This is a genomic window from Hymenobacter taeanensis (assembly GCF_013137895.1).
Taxonomy (GTDB): Bacteria; Bacteroidota; Bacteroidia; order Cytophagales; family Hymenobacteraceae; genus Hymenobacter; species Hymenobacter taeanensis.
On the sequence record NZ_CP053538.1, the window covers coordinates 2,631,079 to 2,654,895 of the forward strand.

23 protein-coding genes and 1 tRNA gene are annotated in these 23,817 nt (G+C 56.1%); 10 read left to right on the forward strand and 14 right to left on the reverse strand.

Annotation, left to right across the window (positions count from 1 at the left end; translation table 11 throughout):
• Window positions 1–180 precede the first annotated feature (180 nt).
• Window positions 181–1,533, reverse strand: coding sequence for a sigma-54-dependent transcriptional regulator (locus HMJ29_RS11205; RefSeq protein ID WP_171591569.1), 1,353 nt, complete (start codon window positions 1,531–1,533; stop codon window positions 181–183).
• Between the two features lie 141 nt (window positions 1,534–1,674).
• A complete protein-coding gene (locus HMJ29_RS11210) occupies window positions 1,675–2,325 on the reverse strand; it encodes a hypothetical protein (RefSeq protein WP_171591570.1) in 651 nt (216 codons plus the stop codon).
• Between the two features lie 212 nt (window positions 2,326–2,537).
• Here HMJ29_RS11210 and metG point away from each other — a divergent pair, with 212 nt between their 5' ends.
• Window positions 2,538–4,583 (forward strand): methionine--tRNA ligase, encoded by a 2,046-nt coding sequence (metG, locus tag HMJ29_RS11215; RefSeq protein WP_171591572.1) that lies wholly within the window; start codon window positions 2,538–2,540, stop codon window positions 4,581–4,583.
• A 172-nt stretch (window positions 4,584–4,755) separates the two neighbouring features.
• Here the strand turns inward: metG and pth are convergent, their stop codons facing one another.
• The 4 genes from pth to HMJ29_RS11235 all read right to left on the reverse strand — a co-directional run bounded on the left by pth (window position 4,756) and on the right by HMJ29_RS11235 (window position 7,457).
• Entirely contained in the window at window positions 4,756–5,322 is a 567-nt protein-coding gene (gene pth / locus HMJ29_RS11220) for an aminoacyl-tRNA hydrolase (protein WP_171591574.1), read from the reverse strand.
• A gap of 214 nt (window positions 5,323–5,536) precedes the next feature.
• Window positions 5,537–6,109 (reverse strand): 50S ribosomal protein L25/general stress protein Ctc, encoded by a 573-nt coding sequence (locus tag HMJ29_RS11225; protein WP_171591575.1) that lies wholly within the window; start codon window positions 6,107–6,109, stop codon window positions 5,537–5,539.
• Window positions 6,110–6,279: 170 nt separating this feature from the next.
• A complete protein-coding gene (locus HMJ29_RS11230) occupies window positions 6,280–7,209 on the reverse strand; it encodes a ribose-phosphate pyrophosphokinase (RefSeq protein ID WP_171591576.1) in 930 nt (309 codons plus the stop codon).
• A 175-nt stretch (window positions 7,210–7,384) separates the two neighbouring features.
• A tRNA-Gln gene (locus tag HMJ29_RS11235) sits at window positions 7,385–7,457 on the reverse strand.
• Between the two features lie 267 nt (window positions 7,458–7,724).
• On the opposite strand from HMJ29_RS11235, the gene atpD reads away from it, so the two are divergent.
• The 3 genes from atpD to HMJ29_RS11250 all read left to right on the forward strand — a co-directional run bounded on the left by atpD (window position 7,725) and on the right by HMJ29_RS11250 (window position 10,813).
• On the forward strand, window positions 7,725–9,230 hold the full coding sequence (atpD, locus tag HMJ29_RS11240) for a F0F1 ATP synthase subunit beta (RefSeq protein WP_216634048.1): 1,506 nt from the start codon (window positions 7,725–7,727) through the stop codon (window positions 9,228–9,230).
• 80 nt (window positions 9,231–9,310) lie between these two features.
• Window positions 9,311–9,556 carry an ATP synthase F1 subunit epsilon gene (atpC, locus tag HMJ29_RS11245; protein ID WP_171591578.1) on the forward strand — a complete coding sequence of 82 codons (246 nt, stop codon included), beginning with the start codon at window positions 9,311–9,313 and terminating at the stop codon, window positions 9,554–9,556.
• 132 nt (window positions 9,557–9,688) lie between these two features.
• On the forward strand, window positions 9,689–10,813 hold the full coding sequence (locus HMJ29_RS11250) for a trans-sulfuration enzyme family protein (protein WP_171591579.1): 1,125 nt from the start codon (window positions 9,689–9,691) through the stop codon (window positions 10,811–10,813).
• Between the two features lie 109 nt (window positions 10,814–10,922).
• On the opposite strand, the gene HMJ29_RS11255 is transcribed toward HMJ29_RS11250, so the two are convergent.
• From HMJ29_RS11255 to HMJ29_RS11265, 3 genes are all read right to left on the reverse strand, one after another.
• A complete protein-coding gene (locus HMJ29_RS11255) occupies window positions 10,923–12,080 on the reverse strand; it encodes a DegT/DnrJ/EryC1/StrS family aminotransferase (protein ID WP_171591580.1) in 1,158 nt (385 codons plus the stop codon).
• Between the two features lie 140 nt (window positions 12,081–12,220).
• Window positions 12,221–12,934, reverse strand: coding sequence for an acetyltransferase (locus HMJ29_RS11260; protein ID WP_171591581.1), 714 nt, complete (start codon window positions 12,932–12,934; stop codon window positions 12,221–12,223).
• On the reverse strand, window positions 12,931–13,584 hold the full coding sequence (locus tag HMJ29_RS11265) for a sugar transferase (RefSeq protein WP_171591582.1): 654 nt from the start codon (window positions 13,582–13,584) through the stop codon (window positions 12,931–12,933). Before HMJ29_RS11265 ends, HMJ29_RS11260 begins: the two co-directional genes overlap by 4 nt.
• Before the next feature lie 67 nt (window positions 13,585–13,651).
• On the opposite strand from HMJ29_RS11265, the gene ispE reads away from it, so the two are divergent.
• Entirely contained in the window at window positions 13,652–14,464 is an 813-nt protein-coding gene (gene ispE / locus HMJ29_RS11270) for a 4-(cytidine 5'-diphospho)-2-C-methyl-D-erythritol kinase (protein ID WP_171591583.1), read from the forward strand.
• An 85-nt stretch (window positions 14,465–14,549) separates the two neighbouring features.
• Here the strand turns inward: ispE and HMJ29_RS11275 are convergent, their stop codons facing one another.
• The 4 genes from HMJ29_RS11275 to tgt all read right to left on the reverse strand — a co-directional run bounded on the left by HMJ29_RS11275 (window position 14,550) and on the right by tgt (window position 18,221).
• Window positions 14,550–15,464 carry a DMT family transporter gene (locus HMJ29_RS11275; protein WP_171591584.1) on the reverse strand — a complete coding sequence of 305 codons (915 nt, stop codon included), beginning with the start codon at window positions 15,462–15,464 and terminating at the stop codon, window positions 14,550–14,552.
• A gap of 136 nt (window positions 15,465–15,600) precedes the next feature.
• Window positions 15,601–16,680 carry an LptF/LptG family permease gene (locus HMJ29_RS11280; RefSeq protein ID WP_171591585.1) on the reverse strand — a complete coding sequence of 360 codons (1,080 nt, stop codon included), beginning with the start codon at window positions 16,678–16,680 and terminating at the stop codon, window positions 15,601–15,603.
• A 54-nt stretch (window positions 16,681–16,734) separates the two neighbouring features.
• The gene (locus HMJ29_RS11285) at window positions 16,735–17,133 is read right to left on the reverse strand and encodes a hypothetical protein (RefSeq protein ID WP_171591586.1); all 399 of its coding nucleotides are present in this window, start codon (window positions 17,131–17,133) and stop codon (window positions 16,735–16,737) included.
• The gene (gene tgt / locus HMJ29_RS11290) at window positions 17,091–18,221 is read right to left on the reverse strand and encodes a tRNA guanosine(34) transglycosylase Tgt (RefSeq protein WP_171591587.1); all 1,131 of its coding nucleotides are present in this window, start codon (window positions 18,219–18,221) and stop codon (window positions 17,091–17,093) included. The genes HMJ29_RS11285 and tgt overlap by 43 nt, the downstream gene beginning before the upstream one ends.
• A 165-nt stretch (window positions 18,222–18,386) precedes the next feature.
• Between tgt and HMJ29_RS11295 the strand changes: the two genes are divergently transcribed.
• From HMJ29_RS11295 to rsmG, 3 genes are all read left to right on the forward strand, one after another.
• A complete protein-coding gene (locus tag HMJ29_RS11295; protein WP_171591588.1) occupies window positions 18,387–19,508 on the forward strand; it encodes a glycosyltransferase in 1,122 nt (373 codons plus the stop codon).
• On the forward strand, window positions 19,499–20,116 hold the full coding sequence (locus tag HMJ29_RS11300; protein ID WP_171591589.1) for an RNA polymerase sigma factor: 618 nt from the start codon (window positions 19,499–19,501) through the stop codon (window positions 20,114–20,116). The genes HMJ29_RS11295 and HMJ29_RS11300 overlap by 10 nt, the downstream gene beginning before the upstream one ends.
• Window positions 20,117–20,271: 155 nt before the next feature.
• On the forward strand, window positions 20,272–20,904 hold the full coding sequence (rsmG, locus tag HMJ29_RS11305) for a 16S rRNA (guanine(527)-N(7))-methyltransferase RsmG (protein WP_171591590.1): 633 nt from the start codon (window positions 20,272–20,274) through the stop codon (window positions 20,902–20,904).
• A 261-nt stretch (window positions 20,905–21,165) separates the two neighbouring features.
• Here the strand turns inward: rsmG and HMJ29_RS11310 are convergent, their stop codons facing one another.
• Complete coding sequence (locus HMJ29_RS11310; protein ID WP_171591591.1) at window positions 21,166–22,152, reverse strand: YheT family hydrolase; 987 nt, start codon at window positions 22,150–22,152, stop codon at window positions 21,166–21,168.
• Window positions 22,153–22,442: 290 nt separating this feature from the next.
• On the opposite strand from HMJ29_RS11310, the gene HMJ29_RS11315 reads away from it, so the two are divergent.
• Window positions 22,443–23,165, forward strand: coding sequence for a DUF4142 domain-containing protein (locus HMJ29_RS11315; protein ID WP_171591592.1), 723 nt, complete (start codon window positions 22,443–22,445; stop codon window positions 23,163–23,165).
• Window positions 23,166–23,526: 361 nt separating this feature from the next.
• Window positions 23,527–23,784 (forward strand): 30S ribosomal protein S20, encoded by a 258-nt coding sequence (rpsT, locus tag HMJ29_RS11320; protein ID WP_135529209.1) that lies wholly within the window; start codon window positions 23,527–23,529, stop codon window positions 23,782–23,784.
• Window positions 23,785–23,817: the final 33 nt, after the last annotated feature.

The following is a 23,817-nucleotide window of genomic DNA, read 5'->3' on the forward strand; positions in this document are numbered from 1 at the left end:
CTGGCTAACCACGGTGTGGACAGCAGGAAGCATAATAGGAGCTTTTTCATTGTGAAAAGAAGATAGATATAGTGGAACAACTACTGAGCATATGGTCACTACATGCCCACGCAGTTAAAATAACTAAAAATTTAGTTATAGTATATACAGCTTAGCTATATGAGCATCTATTTCGCTCAATTACAGCCCGTATTCCTGAATTTTACGGTAGAGTGTTTTGGTGCCAATACCAAGCTGGCGGGCAGCCTCCATCTTGTTGCCTCCGGTTTCCTGCAATACCAGCCGGATCTGCCGCTTCTCCATCGTGCGCAAGGTGCGGTCAGTGGCTTCGTCGGCGGTGGGTTCTGGGGCGAAGTGGTGAAATTCGGCGGGTAGGTCGTCGGTGGTGAGGGTGTCGCCGTCGGCGAGGATGGCGGCGCGCTCCAGCACGTTCTTCAGCTCCCGCACGTTGCCGCGCCAGTCGTGGCGGCGCAGTTGGTCCAGTGCTTCGGGCTCTAGGCCCCGTAGGCGGCGACGCAGCTTGGCCGCAAAGAACTGCAAGAAATAATTTGCCAGCACGTCCACGTCCTCGCGGCGCTCATTCAGGCCCGGTACCGGCACCGTGAATACGGAGAGACGATAGTATAAATCGGGGCGGAAGTGACCTAGTTCGGCCTCCTGGCGCAGGTTGCGGTTGGTGGCAGCCACCAAGCGCACGTTCGCGCTGGTAGGCTTAGTGTCGCCGAGCTTGGTGAACTGCTGACTTTCGAGCACTCGCAGGAACTTGGCCTGCACGTTTAGCTCCAACTCCCCAATTTCATCCAGAAACAAGGTGCCGCCGTTGGCTTCTTCCAGTAGGCCCTTCTTATCGGTCAGCGCCCCCGTAAAGGCCCCCTTACGGTAGCCAAACAGCTCCGACTCCAGTAAATCCTTCGGGAAGGCTGAGCAGTTCACGGCCACAAAGGGCTTGCTGCGGCGGGCACTGGCCTGGTGAATAGCCTGGGCAAACAGCTCTTTCCCTGAGCCCGTAGGTCCCTCTAGTAGCACCGTAGAATCGGTGGGAGCGGCGCGCTGGGCCAGCTTCTTAGCCTGCTCCAGCGCTGCCGAGTGACCTATCATGCTCTCGAAGCTGTACTGCAAGCCCACTTTTTTCTCCAAATCGTTCACGCGCCGCTGCAGCCGAGCCTTCTCCGCGGCCCTATCTACCACTACCACCAGCTGGTCGTCGGAATCACCCTTGGTCAGATAGTCGAAGGCACCCTCTTTCATAGCCCGCACGCCGTCGGGGATGGTGCCGTAAGCAGTCAACAGAATAACTTCCGCCAGCGGCGCGGCCTGCTTGTAGCGGGGCAACAGGTCGAGGCCATAGCCATCGGGCAACTTCACATCTGACAACACCACCAAGACATCCTCCGCGTACTGCCGCAGCGTCTCTAGGCCTCTACGAGCATCAAGGGCTTGTAGCACCGTGTAGCCCTCTAATTCCAGTATGCGGCTGGTGGCCTGGCGAAGCGTTACTTCGTCGTCGATGATGAGCAGGGTGCCACTGGGCATGGTGCAAACAGTATAAGCGTGAGCTATCAGGGCAGCAAGGTAGGCACCTAGCTGCGAAGAGGCCTAGCCAATCTATGGGAAAGCAAAAAGCCCGTTGCGCCTTTAAAAGGGCAACGGGCTTGCGTAAAGCAAGTAAGCAGCTTACTGGATAGTGTCGTTGGAAGTGTCTCCGCTGGGTTGAGCCAGGCCGTTGCTGTTCTGGCCGGGAGCGGCTGGCTTGCGGCTGGCCGCCGAGCGGCTGCGGCTGCGGGCCGGGCTAGCCGCCGAAGAAGCGGGTGCAGTAGGGCGCTTGGCAGCTGGCTTGGGCCGGGCGGCCGCAGGAGCTGCCACCGCCGGAGGCGTTGCGGCGGGCTTTGTAGCAGGGCGAGAACGAGGAGTAGCCGGCGCTTTGGCCTCCGCAGGCGCTACAGTATCCGTAGAGATGCTGTCAGAAGCAGCGGGGGTACCGTTTTCTTGGTGCTGCACCATGGAGTGCAGAGCCTGCTCAAACAAGCGCTCCGTATCGGCATCGAGGCGGCGAGTGGCTTCTTTCACTACTTCCTGAAGTTTGGCCTTCGTCTCCTTTCGGATGCGCTTCACCATCTCTTTCATCCGCCCATCCAGCTCTTTCTGCAGCTGTTTGGCGGCCGTTTTAAGCGCCTTCTTGTGGTCTGATTTCTTGCCAGTGCGTGGGTCCGAAAGGCTGGCGGTACTGGCTTGCGCGGCTTTTGCGGCTTTGCGCTCTGCTTTCTCTGCGGCGTTTCTTTCCTTCTTGCCCTTCTTGGCAGGTTTTTCCTGATCGGTGTTTTTCATGACGGAATAGCGTGAGGGGTAGTATGGTGCAGGGGTAGTTCAGCTAGATACGGGCAAACTCCGCAGTAGTCTGTTAAATATAGAAGGATTTGCAGGTTCCGTTGTTTATAGAGTAGTCACCGCGCACCTTTCCTCTTTTTTACTCGTTCCTTTGCGCCCGAATAGTCTGCTCCGGTGGCCTGTTCCATTTCTGAATTCCCGAATTCTCTCTCATGTCCAGCCTACCCCAACGCTATACCGTTACGGCCGCTTTGCCGTATGCCAACGGCCCCGTACACATCGGCCACCTGGCCGGCGTATACCTGCCCGCCGATATTTATGTGCGCTACCTGCGCGCCCAACAGCGCGACGTAAAATTCATCTGTGGCTCCGATGAGCATGGGGTGCCCATCACCATCCGGGCCCAGAAAGAGGGCGTTACGCCTCAGCAAGTAGTAGATAAGTACCACGCCATCATCCGCGACTCATTCCAGGATTTCGGGGTGTCGTTTGACATCTACTCCCGCACTTCCTCCAAAACGCACAGTGAGGTGGCCAGCGGCTTCTTCAAAAAGCTGTACGAAGATGGCAAATTCATTGAGCAGACCTCGCAGCAGTACTATGATGAGAAGGCCGACCAGTTCTTGGCCGACCGCTACATTGTGGGTACTTGCCCCAACTGCGGCAACGAGAATGCCTACGGCGACCAGTGCGAGAAGTGCGGTTCCTCGCTGAGCCCCACCGAGCTCATCAACCCGCGCTCCATGCTCTCCGGCAACCAGCCCGTGCTGCGCGAAACCAAGCACTGGTACCTGCCTCTCGATCAGTATGAGCCCTGGCTGCGCGAGTGGATTGTGGAAGGCCACAAGCAGGACTGGAAAACTAACGTGTACGGCCAGTGCAAGAGCTGGATTGACCAGGGCCTGCACCCCCGTGCCGTAACCCGCGACCTGGATTGGGGCGTGCCCGTGCCGGTGCCCGGTGCCGAAGGCAAAGTGCTCTATGTGTGGTTTGATGCGCCCATTGGCTACATCTCGGCCACCAAAGACCTGCTGCCCGACACCTGGGAAACCTACTGGAAAGACCAGGGCACCAAGCTGGTGCACTTTATCGGCAAAGACAACATCGTGTTCCACTGCATCATCTTCCCGGCGATGCTCAAGGCCCACGGCGACTACATCCTGCCCGATAACGTGCCCGCCAACGAGTTCCTAAACCTGGAGGGCGACAAAATCAGCACCAGCCGGAACTGGGCCGTGTGGCTGCACGAGTACATGCAGGATTTCCCCGGCCAGGCCGATGTGCTGCGCTACGTGCTCTGCGCCAACGCCCCCGAAACTAAAGACAACGACTTCACCTGGAAGGATTTTCAGGCCCGCAACAACAACGAGCTGGTAGCCAACCTGGGCAACTTTGTGAACCGGGCCCTGGTGCTCACGCACAAGTTCTTCGAGGGGAAAGTGCCCGCTGCCGTGGGCTTCACCACTGAGGATGAGGACGTGCTGGCCCAGCTCCGCGAATTTCCGCAGCGCGTTGGTGACCTGATAGAGGCCTACCGCTTCCGCGATGCGCTGAATGAGCTGATGAACCTAACCCGCCTTGGCAACAAGTACCTCGCCGACACGGAGCCCTGGAAGCTCATCAAATCGGATGAGGCGCGCACCGGCACCGTCCTGCACGTGGCTCTGCAGCTCGCCGCTAGCCTCGTGACGCTCATGGAGCCCTTCTTGCCCTATTCGGCTGAGAAGCTAGGCCACATGCTGAACCTCGAGAAAGGCACCTGGCAGGCCGCTGGTCGCCCCGACGCCCTATCGGCTGGCCATCAGTTGGGAGAAGCCGCGTTGCTCTTCACCAAAATCGAAGACAGCACCGTGGAAGCTCAGGTGCAAAAGCTCCTCGATACGAAGAAAGCCAACGAGTTGGCCGCCGCCGTAGCTGCCCCCGCCAAGGATGACGTCAGCTTCGAGCAGTTCCAGACCATGGACCTGCGCATCGGCACCATTGTGGCCGCCGAGAAGGTGGCTAAGACCAAAAAGCTTCTCAAGCTGAGCGTAGACCTGGGCTTCGATGAGCCCCGCACCATCGTGTCGGGCATAGCTGAGCACTTCCTGCCCGAGGCCCTTATAGGCCAGCAGGTGCAGGTGCTGCTTAACCTCGCACCCCGCGAAATCAAAGGCATCCAAAGCCAGGGCATGCTCCTGATGGCCGAAAACGCTGATGGGGTGCTCAGCCTCATGCAGCCCAGCAGCCCCGTGCGCCCGGGTTCCGGAGTGGCCTAGACCTCACCCCCCCCGGCCCCCTCTCCTCTGGGACAGGGGAAGTCAAACAAATCTATAAAGCAAACGAGCCGCTGAAAACTTCAGCGGCTCGTTTGCTATTTACGCATAAATGAATCAGGAAGATATTAGGCTCCCCCTCTCCCTGAGGAGAGGGGGCCGGGGGGTGAGGTCCTTACTTCACATTCACCACGTTCATGGCGCGTTCTAGGCCTACCGTACCGAACAGCAGCACCGCTTCCGCAGCCTTTTCCAGACGGCCATCCAGATCAATCTTCTCATCTGCTGAAAAGGGGCTGAGTACGTAGTCAACCTGCCGCCCTTTGCTAAAGCTGGAGTCAATGCCGAAGCGTAGGCGGGCGTATTCGTCGGACCCAATCGTTTCCTGAATGTGCTTCAGGCCATTTTGCCCACCCGCCGAACCTTTACCTTTCAGGCGCAGCTTACCAAAGGGGAGGGCCAGGTCGTCCGTCACCACCAGCATCTGCTCTTTGGTGAGCTTGAGGGTGCTGAGCCAATGAGCGGCGGCCTTGCCACTCAGGTTCATGTAGGTAGTAGGCTTCACCAGTACAAATGTGTGGCCCTTATGCTTGATTTCAGTGGTGAAGGCATGGCGACCCAGCGTCCAGGGTGCCGCCTCGTGCTTCCTGGCCAGGTAGTCGCCCACCATAAAGCCTACGTTATGCCGCGTATCAGCGTACTCCGGCCCAATGTTGCCCAGGCACAGAACTAGAAACTTCATAAAATCACGGATTTAGACGGATTAAACGGATAACACGGATTCAGTTGTCAACTTACATCTCTGTTTCCAGCAGGGTGCTAGGAGTGGCCTAGGCCAGTAGAGCAAGTTGTAGACAATAAAAAAGCCGCTCTGCAAGCAGAACGGCTTTTTCGGTAGACGGAAGAACTCGGGCACGACATCCGTGTAATCCGATAAATCCGTCTGAATCCGTGATTTATTTGTCGGCCTGCATCTGGCCTTTCAGAGCACGTGGGATGGTTACGGTGGCGATAGGAGCCAACGAGTTGGTGAGGATGGTGTAACCTTTAGGCTCAACCTTGTTCACCTTCACTGATTTACCTAGCTCCAGGTCCGAGATGTTTACTTCTACGGAATCGGGCAGGTTCTCAGGAGTAGCCTTCACTTTCAGCTTACGCAGCTTGCTAACCAGCTTGCCACCAGCCAGAACGCCGGGCGAAACGCCAACGAACTTAACGGGAACGTCCATTTTCACTTCTTTGCCATCCTGCAGCTCCAGGAAGTCAACGTGCAACAGCATTTCGTTTACGGGGTGGAACTGAGCGTCCTGCACGATAGCGCGACGGATGTCGCCTTCGATGTTCAGTTCAACGATGTGAACTTCAGGAGTGTACAACAGTTCGCGGAAGAGGATAGCTGGCGAGGAGAAGTGAATCTGCTCAGTGCCGCCGTACAGTACGCAAGGAACGTACGAATCCAGGCGCAGCGCCTTGGCGTCCTTCTTACCGAGATTCGCTCTTTTAAACCCTACAATCTCGAGGCTTTTCATAAAAGTGTGCTTTTGAGGAAAATAACGCCTACCCAAAGCAGGTAAACGGGCCGCAAAGATAGGTGGATTGTTCCGGAAAGAAAAGGCTATATATAAAAGAACCTCATACAAAGCACCGTCGGCTGTGCTCTGTATGAGGTTCTAATCTTACCGCGTAACTACCTAGAGGCCTAGATAAACAGCGAGCTGATAGACTCGTGGGTTACTACATTGCGGATGGCCTGCGCAAAGAGACCAGCCACCGAGATAACCTTAATCTTATGGTTTTCCTCTTTCAGGGGGAGAGTGTCGGTAATAACCAACTCTTCTAGGGCTGAATTACGGATCCGCTCGTGGGCGGGCCCGCTCAGCACGCCGTGGGTGATAACCGCCCGTACAGACTTTGCGCCACGCTCCATCAGCAGCTCCGCGGCTTTACAGATAGTGCCGGCCGTATCCACGATGTCATCCACCAGCACCACGTTCATACCGGCTACGTCACCAATCACCTGCATAGAGGCAATCTCGTTGGCCCGCAGGCGCATTTTGTCGCAGACCACAATCTCAGCTCCAAACTTCTTGGCGAAGGCGCGGGTGCGTACTACACCGCCCACGTCGGGAGAGGCGAAGATGAGGTTGTCGAGGTTCAATGACTTGATGTAAGGCGCCGTCACGGTGGCGCCATCCAGATGGTCTACCGGAATATCAAAGAAACCCTGGATCTGACCCGCGTGCAGGTCGCAGGTCATGAGGCGGTCGGTGCCAACGCTCTGCACAATGTTCGCTACCACTTTGGCCCCAATGCTCACGCGCGGTTTGTCTTTGCGGTCTTGGCGGGCATAGCCCATGTAGGGCATCACAATGTTCACCTTGTAGGCTGAGGCGCGCTTGGCAGCATCTACCATCAGCATCAGCTCCATCAGGTTTTCGGCCGGGGGGTTGGTGCTCTGAATCAGGAATACCGCGCAGCCGCGCACGCTCTCGTTGAAACTGGGGCCAAGCTCCGTATCGGCGAAGCGCTGGATGCTCAGGTCGCCGAGGGGCGTACCATAGGCGGCGGCAATCTGTTCACCCAGTTCGCGGGATGCATTGCCCGCGAATATTTTTACCTGCTGTGACATGGGGGTAGGGGGTAGAGGAGGAAAGGCTGCCACTCCGAGTGCAGCAAAGCACCTAAACGGCTCAAAGTTAACCGTTCGGCTTGCTTGCGGCGCTGGGAGCGGGTGAAACTGAAAAAGCGAAAGGCGCCGACTCTTCCGGGAGGAAGAATCAGCGCCTTTCGCGTTGGGTAGTCGGTTGTCCGACCAGGGCTCGAACCTGGACTTTCTTGAATCAAAATCAAGCGTGTTGCCAGTTACACCATCGGACAATTTCCCTTACGGTAACCAAGTGGTTGTGCCGTTTCGGTGTGCAAATGTACCACGGCTTTTATTCAAGGCAAATATTCTTGCAAAAATTTTTTGCGAGAGTTTAGCCCGAAAGGGCCGTGGAAGGGCTTTGGGCGCTGATTTTCAGCGTCTCAGAGCCTGAAAAAAAAGTTGAACGCTGTGGCTAGTCTACGGCTTTGGCAATGCCGGGATTAAGCCGTAGTTTTGCGGCCTCAAACGTTGCACCCCATCCCTTATATAAGAACGCAATGGCGAATACCGGCAAAATCACCCAGGTTATTGGTCCCGTCGTGGACGTAAGCTTCGCGGGTGAAGGCTCTAAGCTTCCCAACATCCTCGACGCCCTCCAAGTCACGAAAGACAACGGCCAGGTGGTGATACTGGAATGCCAGCAACACCTAGGCGAAGACCGTGTGCGTACCATCGCCATGGACTCGACGGAAGGTCTGACCCGCGGCGCTATCGTTAGCGACCTAGGCGCCCCCATTTCCATGCCCACCGGCGACAGCATCAAGGGCCGTCTGTTCAACGTAATCGGTTATGCCATTGATGGCATTCCGCAGCCGAACAGCACTACCCGTCTGCCTATCCACCGTCAGGCTCCTGCTTTTGAAGAACTCGCTACTTCCTCGGAAGTGTTCTTCACCGGCATCAAAGTAATTGACTTGCTTGCTCCTTATGTAAAGGGCGGTAAAATTGGTTTGTTCGGTGGTGCCGGTGTAGGCAAAACCGTACTGATCCAGGAACTCATCAACAACGTAGCCAAGGCCTACTCGGGTCTGTCGGTGTTTGCTGGCGTAGGCGAGCGTACCCGTGAAGGCAACGACTTGCTGCGTGAATTCATCGAGGCCAACATCATTCGCTACGGCGAGGAGTTCAAGCACTCGATGGAAGAAGGTGGCTGGGACCTCTCAAAAGTTGATCAGGCTGAGCTGGAACAGTCGCAGGCTACCCTCGTGTTCGGTCAGATGAACGAGCCCCCCGGAGCCCGTGCTCGCGTGGCCCTGTCGGGTCTGACGATTGCCGAGAGCTTCCGCGACGGTGATGGCACCGGCGCTGGCCGCGACATCCTGTTCTTCATCGATAACATCTTCCGCTTTACCCAGGCGGGTTCAGAAGTATCGGCTCTGCTGGGCCGTATGCCTTCGGCCGTAGGTTACCAGCCCACGCTGGCTACTGAAATGGGTGCCATGCAGGAGCGTATTACCTCTACCAAGCGTGGTTCTATCACCTCGGTACAGGCGGTATATGTACCTGCCGATGACTTGACTGACCCGGCTCCGGCTAACACCTTCGCTCACTTGGATGCCACCACGGTGTTGAGCCGCAAAATCGCCGAGCTAGGTATCTACCCCGCCGTTGACCCGCTGGACTCAACCTCTCGCATTCTGGACGCCGCCGTTCTCGGCGACGAGCACTACAACACCGCTCAGCGCGTAAAGGAGATTCTGCAGCGCTACAAAGAGCTGCAGGACATCATCGCCATCCTGGGGATGGACGAACTCTCCGAAGAGGACAAGCAGGTAGTAAGCCGCGCCCGCCGGGTACAGCGCTTCCTGTCGCAGCCCTTCTTCGTGGCTGAGCAGTTCACCGGCTTGAAAGGTGTACTGGTTGACATCAAAGACACCATCAAAGGCTTCAACGAAATCATCGACGGCAAGTACGACCACCTGCCCGAGGCTGCTTTCAACTTGGTAGGCAATATCGAAGATGCCGTAGCCAAGGGTGAGCGACTGATGGCGGAAGCCAAGTAATTTGGTTGTTGACTGCTGGAAGTTGATTGCGCGTCACTCAGCTTCCAGCAGTCAGCTGTCAACCATCAACAACCAAGCATATGCATCTGGAAATTATCACGCCGGACCGGAAAGTATTTGAAGGCGAAGTTTTGTCGGCTCAGTTTCCGGGTACCGATGGACTGTTTGAAGTTCTGAACAACCACGCACCGCTTATCTCGGCCCTAAAGGCTGGTGAAGTAGTAGTGAATGGTGGCGCCGGCCGCGAGTCGTTCCGTATTGAGGGCGGCGTGGTTGAGGTGCTTCGCAACAACGTTATCGTGCTGGCTGAAGGCGCTTCGGTGTAATTTAAGCCCAGACACATGGTAAAAAGCCTTTCCTTTGCGGGGAAGGCTTTTTTGCTTTTTAGCCCTAGGCTAGTGTAGCACCCACTACTCTGTCTTCCCTCGCTTTATCCCAGCTCCCACCCCTCACGCCGCATGGAAATCCACCCCAAAATTACCCCTATCTATCAGACCTCTGTTTTCAAGTTTGATGATCTTAATGAGCTGGAACAATACTTTGGAGAGCCCGGGAGCCGGTACATGTATTCGCGCAACGGCAACCCCAACTCCGATGAGTTGGCGGCGGCTGTAAACCGGTTAGAGGGTGGTGCAGGAGCTATTGCTACGGGGTCGGGTATGGCCGCCATTTTTGCGGCGCTGCTGGCGTTCTGCCAGGCCGGCGACCATGTGCTCTGCGCGGCCGATATCTACGGGGGCTCCTCGAGCCTGCTGAATGCGGAACTGAGCCGCATGGGTATCACGGTAACGTACGTGCCATTTGAAAAGCTCTACGACGTAGGCCAGTACGTGCAGCCTACCACGCGCGTGATGCTGGCGGAGACGCTGAGTAACCCGCTACTGCGCGTAGCTGATTTGCGCCGCCTGGCTACTGAGTGCCACGAGCATAAGCTGAAGCTGGTGGTAGATAACACCTTTGCCTCACCCATCTTAACGCAGCCGATAGGCCTAGGGGCAGACATTACGCTGCACAGCGTAACCAAGTACATTTCGGGCCACTCTGATGTGACGGCTGGCGTAGTGGTGGCGGCTGATGCGGAAGTGGCAGCCCGCCTCAAACAGATTGGTGTGGTGTACGGCCTCACGCTGAGCCCTATGGAGAGCTGGCTGGCGGTGCGCGGACTCAAGACTCTGCGCCTGCGCATGCGGGAGCACAGCCACAATGCCCTAGCCATTGCGCAATTTCTGCAGCAGCACCCAGCTGTGCGGGCCGTGTATTACCCTGGCCTAGCCGACCATCTGCAGCACGCGCTGGCTCAGGAGCAGGGCGGCGGTCTGTTTGGTGGCATGATGTCCATAAAGCTGGCCGACGATCCGGAGGTGGTAAACCGGTTTATGCAGCGGTGTCAGCGGTGGCCCTTCGCGCCTTCGCTGGCCGGAGTAGACTCCTCCTTGTCATACCCGCTCGGGACCTCGCACCGATACCTTACTCCAGAGCAGCAGGAAGAGCTGGGTATCAGCGTTGGCGTGATTCGCCTGTCTATCGGCATTGAGCCAGTAGAAGAATTGATAGCGGATCTAAAGCAGGCGCTGGAAAGCTAGCTTTTTTTTGTGCTAGCTCTCCATCCGTTGTACCAAGCGCGTTTCCTTTTGTGCTGCTAGTACTGCTCAAGGAACTTTATGTACTGCTGGCAGGAGTTTTATACTGAATTCAGGTGGTAGCAGTAGGCTTTACAGCCGCTTTAATGGCCTCAGCTATGCGCTGCAGATCCGCTTCTGTCATGGCAGTGCCAGATGGCAAGCACAAGCCTTGGGCGAATAGCTCTTCGCACGCACTGCCACCATACATAGGAGCCGTTGCGAAAAGTGGCTGCAGGTGCAGAGGCTTCCACAGCGGCCGGCTCTCAATATTGTGAGACTCTAAGTGCAGCCGTAGCTGCTCTGGAGTGGTAGCAGTTTGCGCCGGGTCAAGGAGTAGGGTAGTAAGCCAACGGTTCGAGCGGCCCCCGGCGGGCTCCGTCTGACTAAGCGTTAAACCGGGTACGGACTGCAAGTTAATTTTATACCACAGGTACGTTTCGCGGCGTTTTTTTACCCGGTCTTCCAGCAGCTCCATTTGCCCCCGACCAATGCCCGCCAGCAGATTGCTGAGACGGTAGTTGTAGCCTACGTCGGAGTGCTGGTAATACGGTGCCGGGTCTTTGGCTTGTGTGGCCCAATACCTAGTTTTTTGTGCCCACTCCTGGCTGTTGGTAACCAAGGCACCGCCCCCACTCGTGGTGAGTATTTTGTTGCCGTTGAAAGAGAAGACCCCCACCGCGCCAAAGGTGCCTAAAGGGCGGCCGTCGTAGCGGGCGCCGAGAGCCTCGGCGGCGTCTTCCAGAATCGGAATATCGAATTCAGTGGCTATTTCCAGTACCTCGCGCACTTTGGCGGGCATACCGTAGAGGTGCACCAGAAGCAGAGCTTTAGGCTTGCGGCCCTTCCGGATACGGTCTTCAATAGCCTCGCGAAGCCGCTGAGGACATATATTCCAGGTATCGGCCTCGCTGTCAACAAAAACAGGAGTGCCGCCTAAATACAGGATGGGGTTAGCCGTGGCTACGAACGTGAAGGAAGGGCAGAGCACTTCATCTCCGGGGCCCACGCCCAGCAGCCGCAAGCCCAAGTGGATAGCCGCTGTACCTGAGGTAAGCGCCACACAGTGACCAGCGCCGGTAAAGTCGCAGATGTCTCGCTCGAAGCCATCGAGATTTGGGCCGGCGGGGGCTACCCAGTTGTCCTCAATGGCTTTGTGCAGGTAGTTTAACTCGTGGCGGCCGAGGTGGGGTGGGGAAAGAAAAATCCGGTCGTAATCCTGACTGCGCATAAAGAGAAGTAAGCTGGCGCTGCGGGCGGTAGGTAAAACCGAAGCAACTGCTGCAAGATAGGAATATCAGGCAGGGGCCTGCCTGCTTAGCCTATATCTTTTGGAAACAGCGCGCTAGCCTTACTACGGGAGGCCGTTGGCTACTTATGTTGCTTAATGGCATGCGCCGGAACTCCCACCGCTGTACAGTCAGCGGGCAAGTCACGGACGGCTACAGCACCGGCTCCAATGATGGTGCGGGCCCCAATGCGCACTTGATTGATAACCGTGGCATTGGTGCCCAAGTACACGCCGCGCTCCAGATAAGCCTCGCCGCCCACATTGGCGTGGGGCATAAGGGAGCAGAAGTCTTCCAGCACGGCGTCGTGGCCAATGGTGCAGCCGAGGTTAAGCAGTACATGGTAACCAAGCCGGATGTCGCAGGTAAGTACGCAGCCCTGACTGATGATGCACCCTGGCCCAAACTGGAGCTGTTGGTACGGCTGGCAGGCCACCCCCGGATGGACGAGGGTAGCGAAGGTGAGCCGGGGCGAGGTGAGCCGGGCCGCTACGGCAGCTCGGCTTTGCCCATTACCTACGGCAATAACGACGTGCGCCGGCTCAATGGTAGCGTTCAAATCAGCGCTGGAGCCTAAATAAGGAAGCCCGTGAATGGTAGGAGTGGCTGGTACCCGGTCGTCATAGAATCCTTGGATGTCCCAGGTTAAGCGGGCTTCATTGATTTGACGCGCCAGCACCAGCACTTCCCGGCCTAGGCCACCAGCGCCCACAATTACCAGGCGCGGTAAACCTGCCGTGGCTGGCAAGCCGGTTGCTTCTGAAGTGGTATGGGAAGGGAGCTGGGCGTGGCTCATGCGGAGGGAGGATCAGATGAAGTAGAGGAGCCGGTGAAAGCGGTGGTGGTGGCCTGGCCTGGGGCCGTGATGCCCGAAGCGCCGAGCACCCGCGAGGCAGTGCGCCATAGGATACGCAAATCGAGCCAGAAGCTGAGGTGATCCACGTACCAGACATCGAACACAAACTTTTGCTCCCAGGAAATGGCGTTGCGGCCGTTTATCTGGGCCCAGCCCGTAATACCCGGCCGGACCTCATGGCGCCGGGCTTGCTCACGGGAGTACAGGGGCAAATACTGCTCCAGTAGTGGCCTAGGGCCCACTAAGCTAATGTCGCCGCGAAGCACGTTCCAGAGTTGAGGCAGCTCATCCAGGGACGTAGCCCGCACCCAGCGGCCGAGCCGGGTGAGGCGGTCCGCATCGGGTAGCAACTGGCCTAGCGCATCTCGGTGGGAGGTCATGGTCTGGAGCTTGTACAAGGTGAAAACCTGTCCGGCCAACCCTGGCCTACGCTGGCGAAATAGCCAGGCACCCTGGTTCTGTGCGGCCAGTGCCAGCGCTACCGGCAGCAGCAACGGCAGGCTCAGCAGCAGCAACGGAGCCGCCACAGCTACATCGAGCAGGCGCTTGCCGTAACGGGCGTACCAGGAAGCAGATGGGGCAGTAGACATGCAGGGCAAATCTACTTGTCTGCGGGGACAGATAGCGCAAGTAGTGCCGGAGCGCTAGCTTTGCCGTATGCTCGTTTTCCCCAATGCCAAGCTTAACCTGGGCCTCTACATCACGGGGCAGCGCCCCGATGGCTTCCGCAACCTTGAATCGGTGTTTGTGCCGCTGCCCTGGTCTGATGCGCTGGAGGTGCTGCCAGCCACTGAAACCAGTCTTGCGCTTACGGGCATCCCAATTCCCGGTGAGCCGGATACCAACCTGTGCCTACGGGCATACGAGCTGCTGAATGCGGATTTCAACCTGCCGCCGGTGCAGATACATCTGCACAAGTTGGTGCCTATTGGAGCCGGCCTGGGCGGTGGCTCCGGCGACGCCGCGTTTGCCCTGCGCGCCCTCAACGAGCTATTCAAGCTAGAACTGTCCACAGAAGCATTACAGGCCTATGCCCGCCGCTTGGGCTCTGACTGTGCGTTCTTCATTCGCAACCAACCCGTGTTTGCCTACGAGAAGGGCGACGTGTTCGAGGATATTGCGTTGGACCTGACCGGCGTGGCTTGCAAAGTGGTGTACCCTGGCCTGCACATCAGCACAGCCGAGGCCTACAGCCGCGTAATGGCCCGCCCGCCCCGCCACGAATTGCGGGCGGCGCTGGCGCAACCACCAGAGACCTGGCGTGAAACCGTCAGCAATGACTTTGAGGACGCCCTGACGCCCTTCTATCCGGTACTAGGGGAAATTAAGCAGGCACTTTACGCGGCAGGAGCAGCTTACGCCAGCCTCTCGGGTTCCGGCTCGGCGGTGTATGGGCTGTTCCCCGGCCTGGAAGTGCCGCCGCAAGTAGCTTTCCCCGCAGAATACACGGTATGGAATGGCCGGCTGTGAGCTAAGCCATGACCCGTCACGTCAGGATAAAACAGAACGACCTGCTTTGCCACGGCAAAGCAAGTCGTTCTGTTTTATAAAATACCTATATAACGGCCTCCACAGGCTCCGGCTGGCGCTGCCGGGGCTTGTTCCATCGCTCAATTACCGGGTGAATGAGCACACTGAAGAGAATGACCAAGGTGCCCATGTAGAAGCCGATGGACATTTTCTCCTGCGAACCGAAGATCAGGACGGCCAGCAGAATGCCGTACACAGGCTCTAAGTTGATGGTTAGGTTGATGACGAATGCGGATAGACGCCTCATCAACTCAACTGATGTGGAGAAGGCGTACACCGTACAACCCCCAGCCAGCACCAGCAGCCACAGCCAATCGAAGCCGTGCAACGCCAGCTGTAGGCCAGTGCCATTAGTGAAATAACGGCCGTACACCGGAAAGAACAGCGCAATGCTGAGGCAGGCGCCGCTCATCTCATAAAACGTAAGCCGGAGCGGGGCGTGGCGCTTCACCAGTTTCACGTTCAGCACACTAAAGAGCGCCGACAGGCCCGCCGATAAAATAGCTACCAGCAAACCCGCCATCTGGTCAAACTCGGCCTGCGACACCAGGTACAGGCCTACCATGGTAAGCAGGCCCAGGCCTACTTCATACAGCCGGATGCGACGCCAGAGCAGTAATGGCTCCAGGAACGACGTCCAGAGGGCTAGGGTAGCCATGCCCGCGAGGCACACGCTTACCGAGGAAAGCCGGGCTGCCAGGAAAAAGGTAATCCAGTGCGCCGCCACCAACACGCCAACTCCTAACAGGCGCACGGCCTCACCAGCCGGTATCTGCCACGGCTGCTTGCGGGCCAACAGCAGCACGGCTAGGCCTACTGAGGCCAGCAGAGTGCGCCAGAAAACCAGCTCCACCGGCGGCACCGAAATAAGCTTGCCCAGAATGGCCGTAAAGCCCCAAAGCAGTACAATGAAATGCAGACGAAGGTAGTCTTTGAGCATAGAGGGGAAAGAGGTGATTAAGTGACTACGTGATGAAGTAAGTGTAGCACTCTGTCGGCGCGAACAGCGCCACACATGCACAGCCTAGGCCACTAGCTCATCAAACTCATTTCATCACGTAGTCAGTCAAACACTGTTATTGCGGAACGACGCGGTAAAGGATCAGGCCGATGCCAGTGAAGACAATGCTTGGCACCCAAGCCGCGAGCAGCGGCGGCAGCGTGCCCACTGAGGCAAGGTTGCGGCTCAAAATCACGAAGATGATGAACACGAAGGCCAGCACGAAGCCCAGCGCAATCTGCCCACCCACGCCGGCCCGGCTCTTGCGGGCACTCATAATCACCCCAATCACCGTCAGGATAAACATGGCGTAGGGGTAGGCGTAACGCTCATACTTTTCACTCAGGTAGAGCTGCGTATCGTCGGCGCCGCGGTCTATCTTCTGCTGAATAAACTTGTTGAGTTCCGGGAGCGTGAGGGTTTCGGCGAGTCGGTAGGTGCTGGCGAAGTCCTTGGGGTAGAGGTTGAGAGTGGTGTCGCGGGCGGGCACGCTTTTCAGGGTTTCCTTTTCGCCGCTGAAGGTACGGATGAGCTGGGGCGTGAGCTTCCAGGCGTGCTTGGTAGAATCCCAGCTGATGGCTTCGGCGGTGAGGCGGCGCTTAAGCAGGGTGCCCTCCACGGTTTCCAGCGCAAACTTGTAGCCCACGTTATTCACATTATCGTAGCTCTCCATGAAGGCGTAGGCATTGGGCCCAATCTTGAAGTGCACGTTGCGCCCACTGAAGCGGTATGGGTTTTTAATGTAGGCCTTCTCGAACTGCACGCGCGTTTTATTGGCAATCGGAATCAGCCAGCCCGTCATGGCCATTGTGAGGGCGCCCAAAATAGCACTACCCATCACGTAGGGCAGCAGAAACCGCTTAAAACTGATGCCCGAAGCCAGCATGGCTACCACCTCGGTGCGGGAAGCCAGCTGCGCCGTCACGAACACCACCGCAATAAACACCGTGATGGGGGAGAGCAGGTTGGCGAAGTACGGGAACAGGTTCACGTAGTACTCCGAGATAATCTGCCAGGCCCCGAGGTTGTGCTGAATGAAGTCGTCGTTTTTTTCCGTGAAGTCAATCACGCAGATAACCGACACCAGCAGCACCACCGTGAAGAAAAACGCGGTGAGAAACTTCTTGAGAATGTATTTATCGAGCAGTTTTAGCATTCAATTAAATATTCGATCAATACGAAGAGTACCGGTGCTTAATGAACACAACACTCAGTATGAGAAAATAGTATCTGCTTGAACAAGATGCCATTGGTCGTTGGCCTTATTAGAAACTGCTCGGCCACGAACAATCACCGTTCCTTTCTTTCCATCCACTGTTACTGCAAAAGTTATAGTATCAGGTAAGGAGCTAGTTGTCTGAAATTCGTAGTAAGAAGACTCTACGTCACCAACATGAGCTTTTACTCTGGCGTCAGTTTCAGTTGCTGTGAGGTATTGTCTCAGAAACTTCGGATCGGTTTGGGCGGCCAAATTCTCAACTGCTACTGACATGGCCCACATTATCAGGGTAAGAATAAGTATGGTAATCAGCCAGTTCCTGTATTCCATGACAAACGGATAGTGGCCTACAATCGGGTCATTACCTGTTTCACCATCTTCTCTTTCCATTCGCGGAAGGTGCCGGCCAGGATTTGCTGCCGGGCTTGTTTCACCAGCCACAGGTAGAAGCTCAGGTTGTGAATAGAGGCAATTTGCGGCCCTAGCATCTCCTTGCTCTGGAACAGGTGGCGCACGTAAGCACGCGAGTAGAAGGTGCTCACGTAGCCGCCCAGCTCGGCATCAATCGGCTCAAAATCCTCGGCCCACTTCTTATTGGTGACGTTCATGATGCCCTGGGTAGTAAACAGCATGCCGTTGCGGGCATTACGGGTGGGCATCACGCAATCAAACATGTCTACGCCCAGCGCAATATTTTCGAGGATGTTGGCCGGCGTGCCCACGCCCATCAGGTAGCGCGGCTTGTCTTGAGGCAGAATGTCGCAGACGATTTCCGTCATCTCGTACATCATCTCGGCAGGCTCGCCCACGCTTAGGCCCCCAATGGCGTTGCCCTCGCGGCCCTGCTCGGCAATAAACTCCGCCGACTTTACGCGCAGGTCTTTGAACGTGGAGCCTTGCACGATGGGGAAGAGGGTTTGCGAATAGCCGTAGTGGCCCTCGGTGCTGTCGAAGCGCTGGATGCAGCGCTTAAGCCAGCGGTGCGTCATGTCAAGGGAGCGGGCAGCGTAGTCGTACTCGCAGGGCCAGGGCGTGCACTCGTCGAAGGCCATGATAATATCGGCCCCGATGGTGCGCTGGATGTCCATCACACCCTCCGGCGAAAACAGGTGCTGCGAACCGTCAATGTGGGAGCGAAACTTCACGCCCTCCTCCTTGATCTTGCGCGTGCCACTCAGCGAGTACACCTGGTACCCGCCCGAGTCGGTGAGAATGGGTCGGTCCCAGCCGTTGAACTTATGTAGGCCACCCGCCTTGCTCAGCACCTCCAGGCCGGGGCGCAAGTAGAGGTGGTAGGTATTGCCGAGGATAATCTGGGCCTGAATATCGTCCTTGAGGTCGCGCTGCTGCACGGCCTTCACGGTGCCCGCCGTGCCTACGGGCATAAAAATCGGGGTTTCAATGGCGCCGTGGTCGGTGTGCACCACGCCAGCGCGAGCTTTGGTATGTGGGTCCTGAGTTACTAAATCGAAGGTCATCCTAGCAGAAGTGAGTTACAGTTGCGCGCTGCCGTTGCCAAGCCGAAGGGGTTTTACTAAAACAACCCGGCCGCAGGCAACCCGCCACCGACAACTGATCCAACTACAAAGGTACTCTGCCCACCCCGAATGCCTACTTTTGCGGACTAATTCACGTTCCGCGCTTTGTCTTTTTACGTTTCTCCGGCCCTGGGCCTGTTGCTGCTGAGTGTAGCAGTGCAGCTCTACTACCTGGCCTACTACTTTCTGCCCTTTGCCCGCCGGGCACCCGAGCCCACCGAAGGCCCAACTCCGGAGCCCGTATCGGTGCTGGTGTGTGCCCACAATGAGCTTGAAAACCTGCGCCGGCTATTACCGCTAATCTTGCAGCAGGACTACCCCGCCGGCTTCGAGATTATTCTGGTAGATGACCGGTCCGAGGATGACACATTTCTGTACGTGCAGCAGCTCACGCAGTACTATCCGCACGTCCGGATGGTTACTGTCAAGAACACGCCTGACGGTTTGTCACCAAAAAAATACGCTCTTACGCTCGGAATAAAAACGGCTCGTTACCCGCGCATGCTGTTCACCGACGCCGACTGTATTCCGGCCACTAACCAGTGGCTCAACTATATGCAGCGCGGCTTTGGGCGCCCGGCTGACATGGTAGTGGGTTACTCCGCCTACGCCCCCGAACCGGGGTTTTTAAATAAGCTGATTCGGTTTGAAACCTTCCTGACAGGGGCACAGTATTTGTCTTTCGCATGGCGTGGCTTTCCCTATATGGGAGTCGGGCGCAACCTTGCCTACACGCGTCAGGTCTTTCATTCTACCAAAGGCTTTGCCTCCCATATCCGCAGCCTCGGCGGCGACGACGACCTGCTGGTGCAGGATGCCGTGGCGCAGGGCGCGCGGGTAGCAGTGGTAGCTGAACCGGGGGCTCACACCCTCAGTGAGCCGGTGCAAACGTGGGGTGCATGGTGGCGGCAAAAGCGCCGGCATCTCTCCGCGGGGCGCCGGTATAAACTCTCTGACCGCCTCCGGGTTGGAATATTTATGGGAGCCAACCTGGTTTTCTATGGCACGGCAATCGGCCTGCTGTTTTCCCCGCCCAATTGGGTATATTTGGCTATAGTCTGGCTTATACGTACCGGGTGTCTCTCGGCGGTGTACGCCCGGCTTGGCCGCCGGCTCGATGACCGGCTGCCGCTGGCGTGGCTGCCGATTCTCGATGCTGTCTATTTTTTTTATTATCTCGCTCTGGGAATCTCGCTGTTCCTCTACCGCACTCTCCGATGGAAGTAAACAATCAGGAAAAACAGTTCTCCACTAAAGCAAAGCATGATTTTAAGCTGATTCGCGCAGCTGTTGAGCAAGGTGATGAAAAGGCCTATGCTGAGCTGATGCAGATTTATAAGAAGCCGGTGTATCATGTGGTGCTCAAGATGGTGCGCAACCCCGATGATGCCGAGGACCTAACGATTGAAGCATTCGCCAAGGCGTTTAAAAACCTGCATAAATTCAACCCGGAGTTTGCCTTCAGCACCTGGCTGTTCCGCATTGCTACCAACAACTGCATCGACTTTATTCGCAAGAATAAAATCAAGACGATGTCAATTGACTCCGCTATCAAGATTGATAACGGCGACGAAATCACCATTGATTTCCGCGACCAGAATCTGAACCCGCAGGAGTCAGCCATCAAGAACCAGAAGATCGAAATCATGCAGCACGTGGTATCACGGCTGCCCGAGAAATACCAGCGCCTTGTTACCCTGCGCTACTTCGATGAACTGAGCTACGAAGAAATTGCCCAGGAGCTTAAAGCTCCCCTTGGCACCGTGAAAGCGCAACTGCACCGCGCCCGTGAGTTGCTCTATGACATGGTGAAGAACAAAAAAGAAATCATCTAGTAGTAAAGCCCTGGCCTAGGCCAGGGCTTTTTTTATGCAGCGCATATAGGGTGAGATTTAGCCAACGGTGCTCCTCCGGAATTTGAACAGGTGTTGGAAGGACCCAGATTAAAGCCTGGGCTACATAAGGCGGTAGCCTTACCTTTGCTTTCACGATGGATATTATCAACCACTACTTCCCTGACCTTACTGACCAGCAGCGCCGGTTATTCCGGCAGCTCGAAACAGAGTTTCGCGGCTGGAATGAGCGCCTCAATTTGGTTGCCCGCACTGATGTAGACAATCTTGCCGAGCGGCATTTCCTGCACTCATTGGGCATTGCGAAAGTGGTGGAGTTTCCGGCGGGCGCGTCGGTGCTGGATGTGGGCACGGGAGGTGGCCTACCGGGCCTGCCGCTGGCTATCCTGTTTCCGGAGGTGAAGTTCCACCTCGTGGACAGCATTGGCAAGAAAATTCACGCCGTGCAGGAAATGGCCCGCGACCTAGGCCTCTCTAACGTTACGGCCGAGCAGATCAGGGCCGAGCAGCTACGTACCAAATACGACTATGTGGTAAGCCGCGCAGTGGCCCGCTTGGCTACTTTCCATACCTGGATTGCTCACCGCTATAAGCCCAACGGCCACGCCAACAGCGGCCTATATTACCTGAAAGGCGGCGACCTGGCCGAAGAAATCGAAGAATCGGGCCTGAAAGCCACTATCCATGACCTTAAGGATTTCTACCAGGAAGAATTCTTTGAGACGAAGAAGGTGGTGTACGTACCCGCCAGCTCGGCTAAGCAGCGCTAGGCCACTATAGTCCGCTGTAACAGGATAAACCAGCATACCTCTCCGCTAGATAGTGAGTGATAGCAGCGCCTTATGGCAGGCAGGCAATGTGGCAGCAATGCTCTTTGCTTGCTATTTATATAATCTGGCAGCCTAATTACAAAGGCCCTCACTTCTGCACGGGAAGTAGGGCCCTTCTGGTGAGATGAAGAGAAGATGCTCTACTTATAGCTACAGTGCTGCCTTACGCGAACTAGCTCTGCTAAGAGCAAAGCAACTGCTTTAAGCCGGCACTTCGGCAGTTAAGAATTCTACGGCGCGCCGTTCTGAGTAATATATCCCGTCAGGTGATCCTTCGGCGAAGCCCACGTGCCCCCCATTCGCGGGCGTTTCCAGAAATACATACGGGCTCTGGGCCGCTACCTCCCTCGGAAAGCAGGTAGGCGAGAGAAATGGGTCGTTTTGCGCATTCACGAGCAATGTGGGCACCTGAATGTTGCCAAGGTAGCGCCCGGAGCTGGAGTGCTCGTAATAGTCGTCAGCCGACTTAAACCCGTGCATAGGAGCGGTAAAGCGCTCATCAAACTGCGGGAAGTCCTGAAGCTGATCTAAGTCGTGGAGGTCTACCTGGCCGGGCAGCAACTCCGCCTTCTGCCGCATTTTAGCGCGTAGGCTTTTCAAAAAGCGTTTGAGGTAAATGCGGTTTTCAGGGCGGGCTATCTGGTAGGAGCTGGCCTTCAAGTCAGTGGGTACTGAAAATACCGCGGCCCGCTTTACTTCAGCGGGTACCCGTTCTGGTTTCTCTCCTAGGTATTTCAAGGTAACGTTGCCGCCCGCCGAGAAGCCCGTGAGGTACACCCGGCGGTAGCGGCCGGTGCTCAACGCATAGCGCACCACAAAGTCCAGGTCGTCGGTGTCGCCGAGGTGGTAGGAGCGGAGCAGACGGTTCATTTCGCCGCTGCAGCTACGGTAGTTCCAGGCCAGCGCATCCAGGCCAGCGCGGTTCAGGGCGCGCACCATGCCACGCACGTAGGGCCGGGAGGCGTCGCCTTCCAGCCCATGCGACACAATTGCCAACGCATCAGAAGCTTCTCCGGCTGGCAACCGAGACCAATCAAGATCTAGAAAATCACCGTCGGTGGTTTCTATTCGCTCCCGTTGGTAGCGCACATCCGGCACCGTACGCCACAAGCTGGGTACAATAGTCTGCAGATGGCCATTAAACAGGTAGAAGGGAGGGTGGTAGGGCGAGGCAGCGACGAGAGGCATAGTAAACGGGCAAAAAATGAAGGGCGTCGTCAGATAAAGTAATATACGGCAAAAAAGTAGGCATGCATACAAATCAGGCAGGCAATTACGAGGTATACTTTAACATTATCTGAGTGCTGGCAAATAGGATATTGTGAGGTTGAGGCCGAAACTCGAAGCGTGAAATTATTGGGCTTTATTAGCTCAACAGTATCGGTAAGGCAATGCTAGTGTAGTCTAACTAGAAGAGAAGGGTTCATCGTTTTTTTATAAAATCCGTATACGGGTTCTCAGTTCAACCTCTCTACACTATGAAGACAACAAAAGTATTTCCACAATTTCTTGTTGCCAGTGCCCTGCTATTTAGCACGGGCTGTGCCACCTCAAACACCGGTACCAGCACCAGCGCTGGCACAACATCGGGGAGCTCGGTTGGCACGGGCATGAGTACCAACGGCGTTACGGGCACGGCCGATACCGGTGCCACGCTGGGCACTAACAACCCTGGTACTGATATGCGTTCATCCAGCTCGTACCCAGGGGTAGCTCCCACCGGAGGAACCACCTCAACCGATATGGCCGCTTTCATGGGCACGTTTGCCACGATGAAAGACCCTGTATTCCTGATGACAGCCGCCAGCAGCAACCTACTGGAAATTCAGCTGGGCCAGTTGGCTGCCCAACGAGCCTCCAACGCTGAAGTAAAGCGCTACGGTCAGATGATGGTAGACCATCACACCAAAGCCACTCAGCAACTGAAAAGTGTTGCTATACCCCTCGGTGTTGACTTACCCCAAACCATGATGCCCATTCACCAAGCAATAGCCGATAAGGTAATGGCAAAGTCAGGCAAAGAGTTTGATGAGGCCTACATGGATGCCATGGAAACGGCCCATAAGATGGACGTAGCCATGTTTGAGGTAAAAGAGAAAGCCGCTGATACGCCCACCGTAAAATCATTTGCTTCTCAGACGCTGCCTCTGCTCCGCTCACATGAGACCATGGCCAACGAAATAGAAAAGAAGGTTGATTAAGACCTTCAAAAATAAGCTCTAGGCCAGTTGCGCCTACATAACACTGCCCGCTTGCACTAGCGCAAGCGGGCAGTGTTATGTAGGCGGTAGGTATCAGCACAGTGCTTTGTGCTGACAGAGCCTATGAAAATACGGCACTTGGCGTTGGGGCTTGAGTAGTAAGTAGAACCTACTACTGTCTTGCTATAGAGTATTGCCGGCCTTACTGTTTGTGGGGTTGTCTGCCAGGGGGCTCAGCTAGCTGTTCTGCGCGATAAATGCTATACCCATCCGGGATAAGGGTTTGCTATTTCAAACCAAACCCTTACCTTTGCCAACCCAATTGAATTGATTTCGAGCAGAAGACCATTTTTCTTAACCCATGGCAAATCATAAGTCGGCCCTGAAGCGCATCCGCTCCAATGAAGCGAAGCGCGTGCTGAACCGTTACCAGGCTAAATCCACTCGCACCGCTATCAAGAAGCTGCGTGCTACCACTGATGCTTCGGCTGCACAAGAGTTGCTGCAGAAAGTATCATCGATGTTGGACCGTCTGGCCAAGAAGAACATCATTCACAAGAACAAAGCCGCTAACAACAAGTCGAAGTTGGCTAAGTTCGTGAAGACGCTGGCTGCCTAAACGGCAAAACTGGCGTTTCTGCTCTTTTATAGA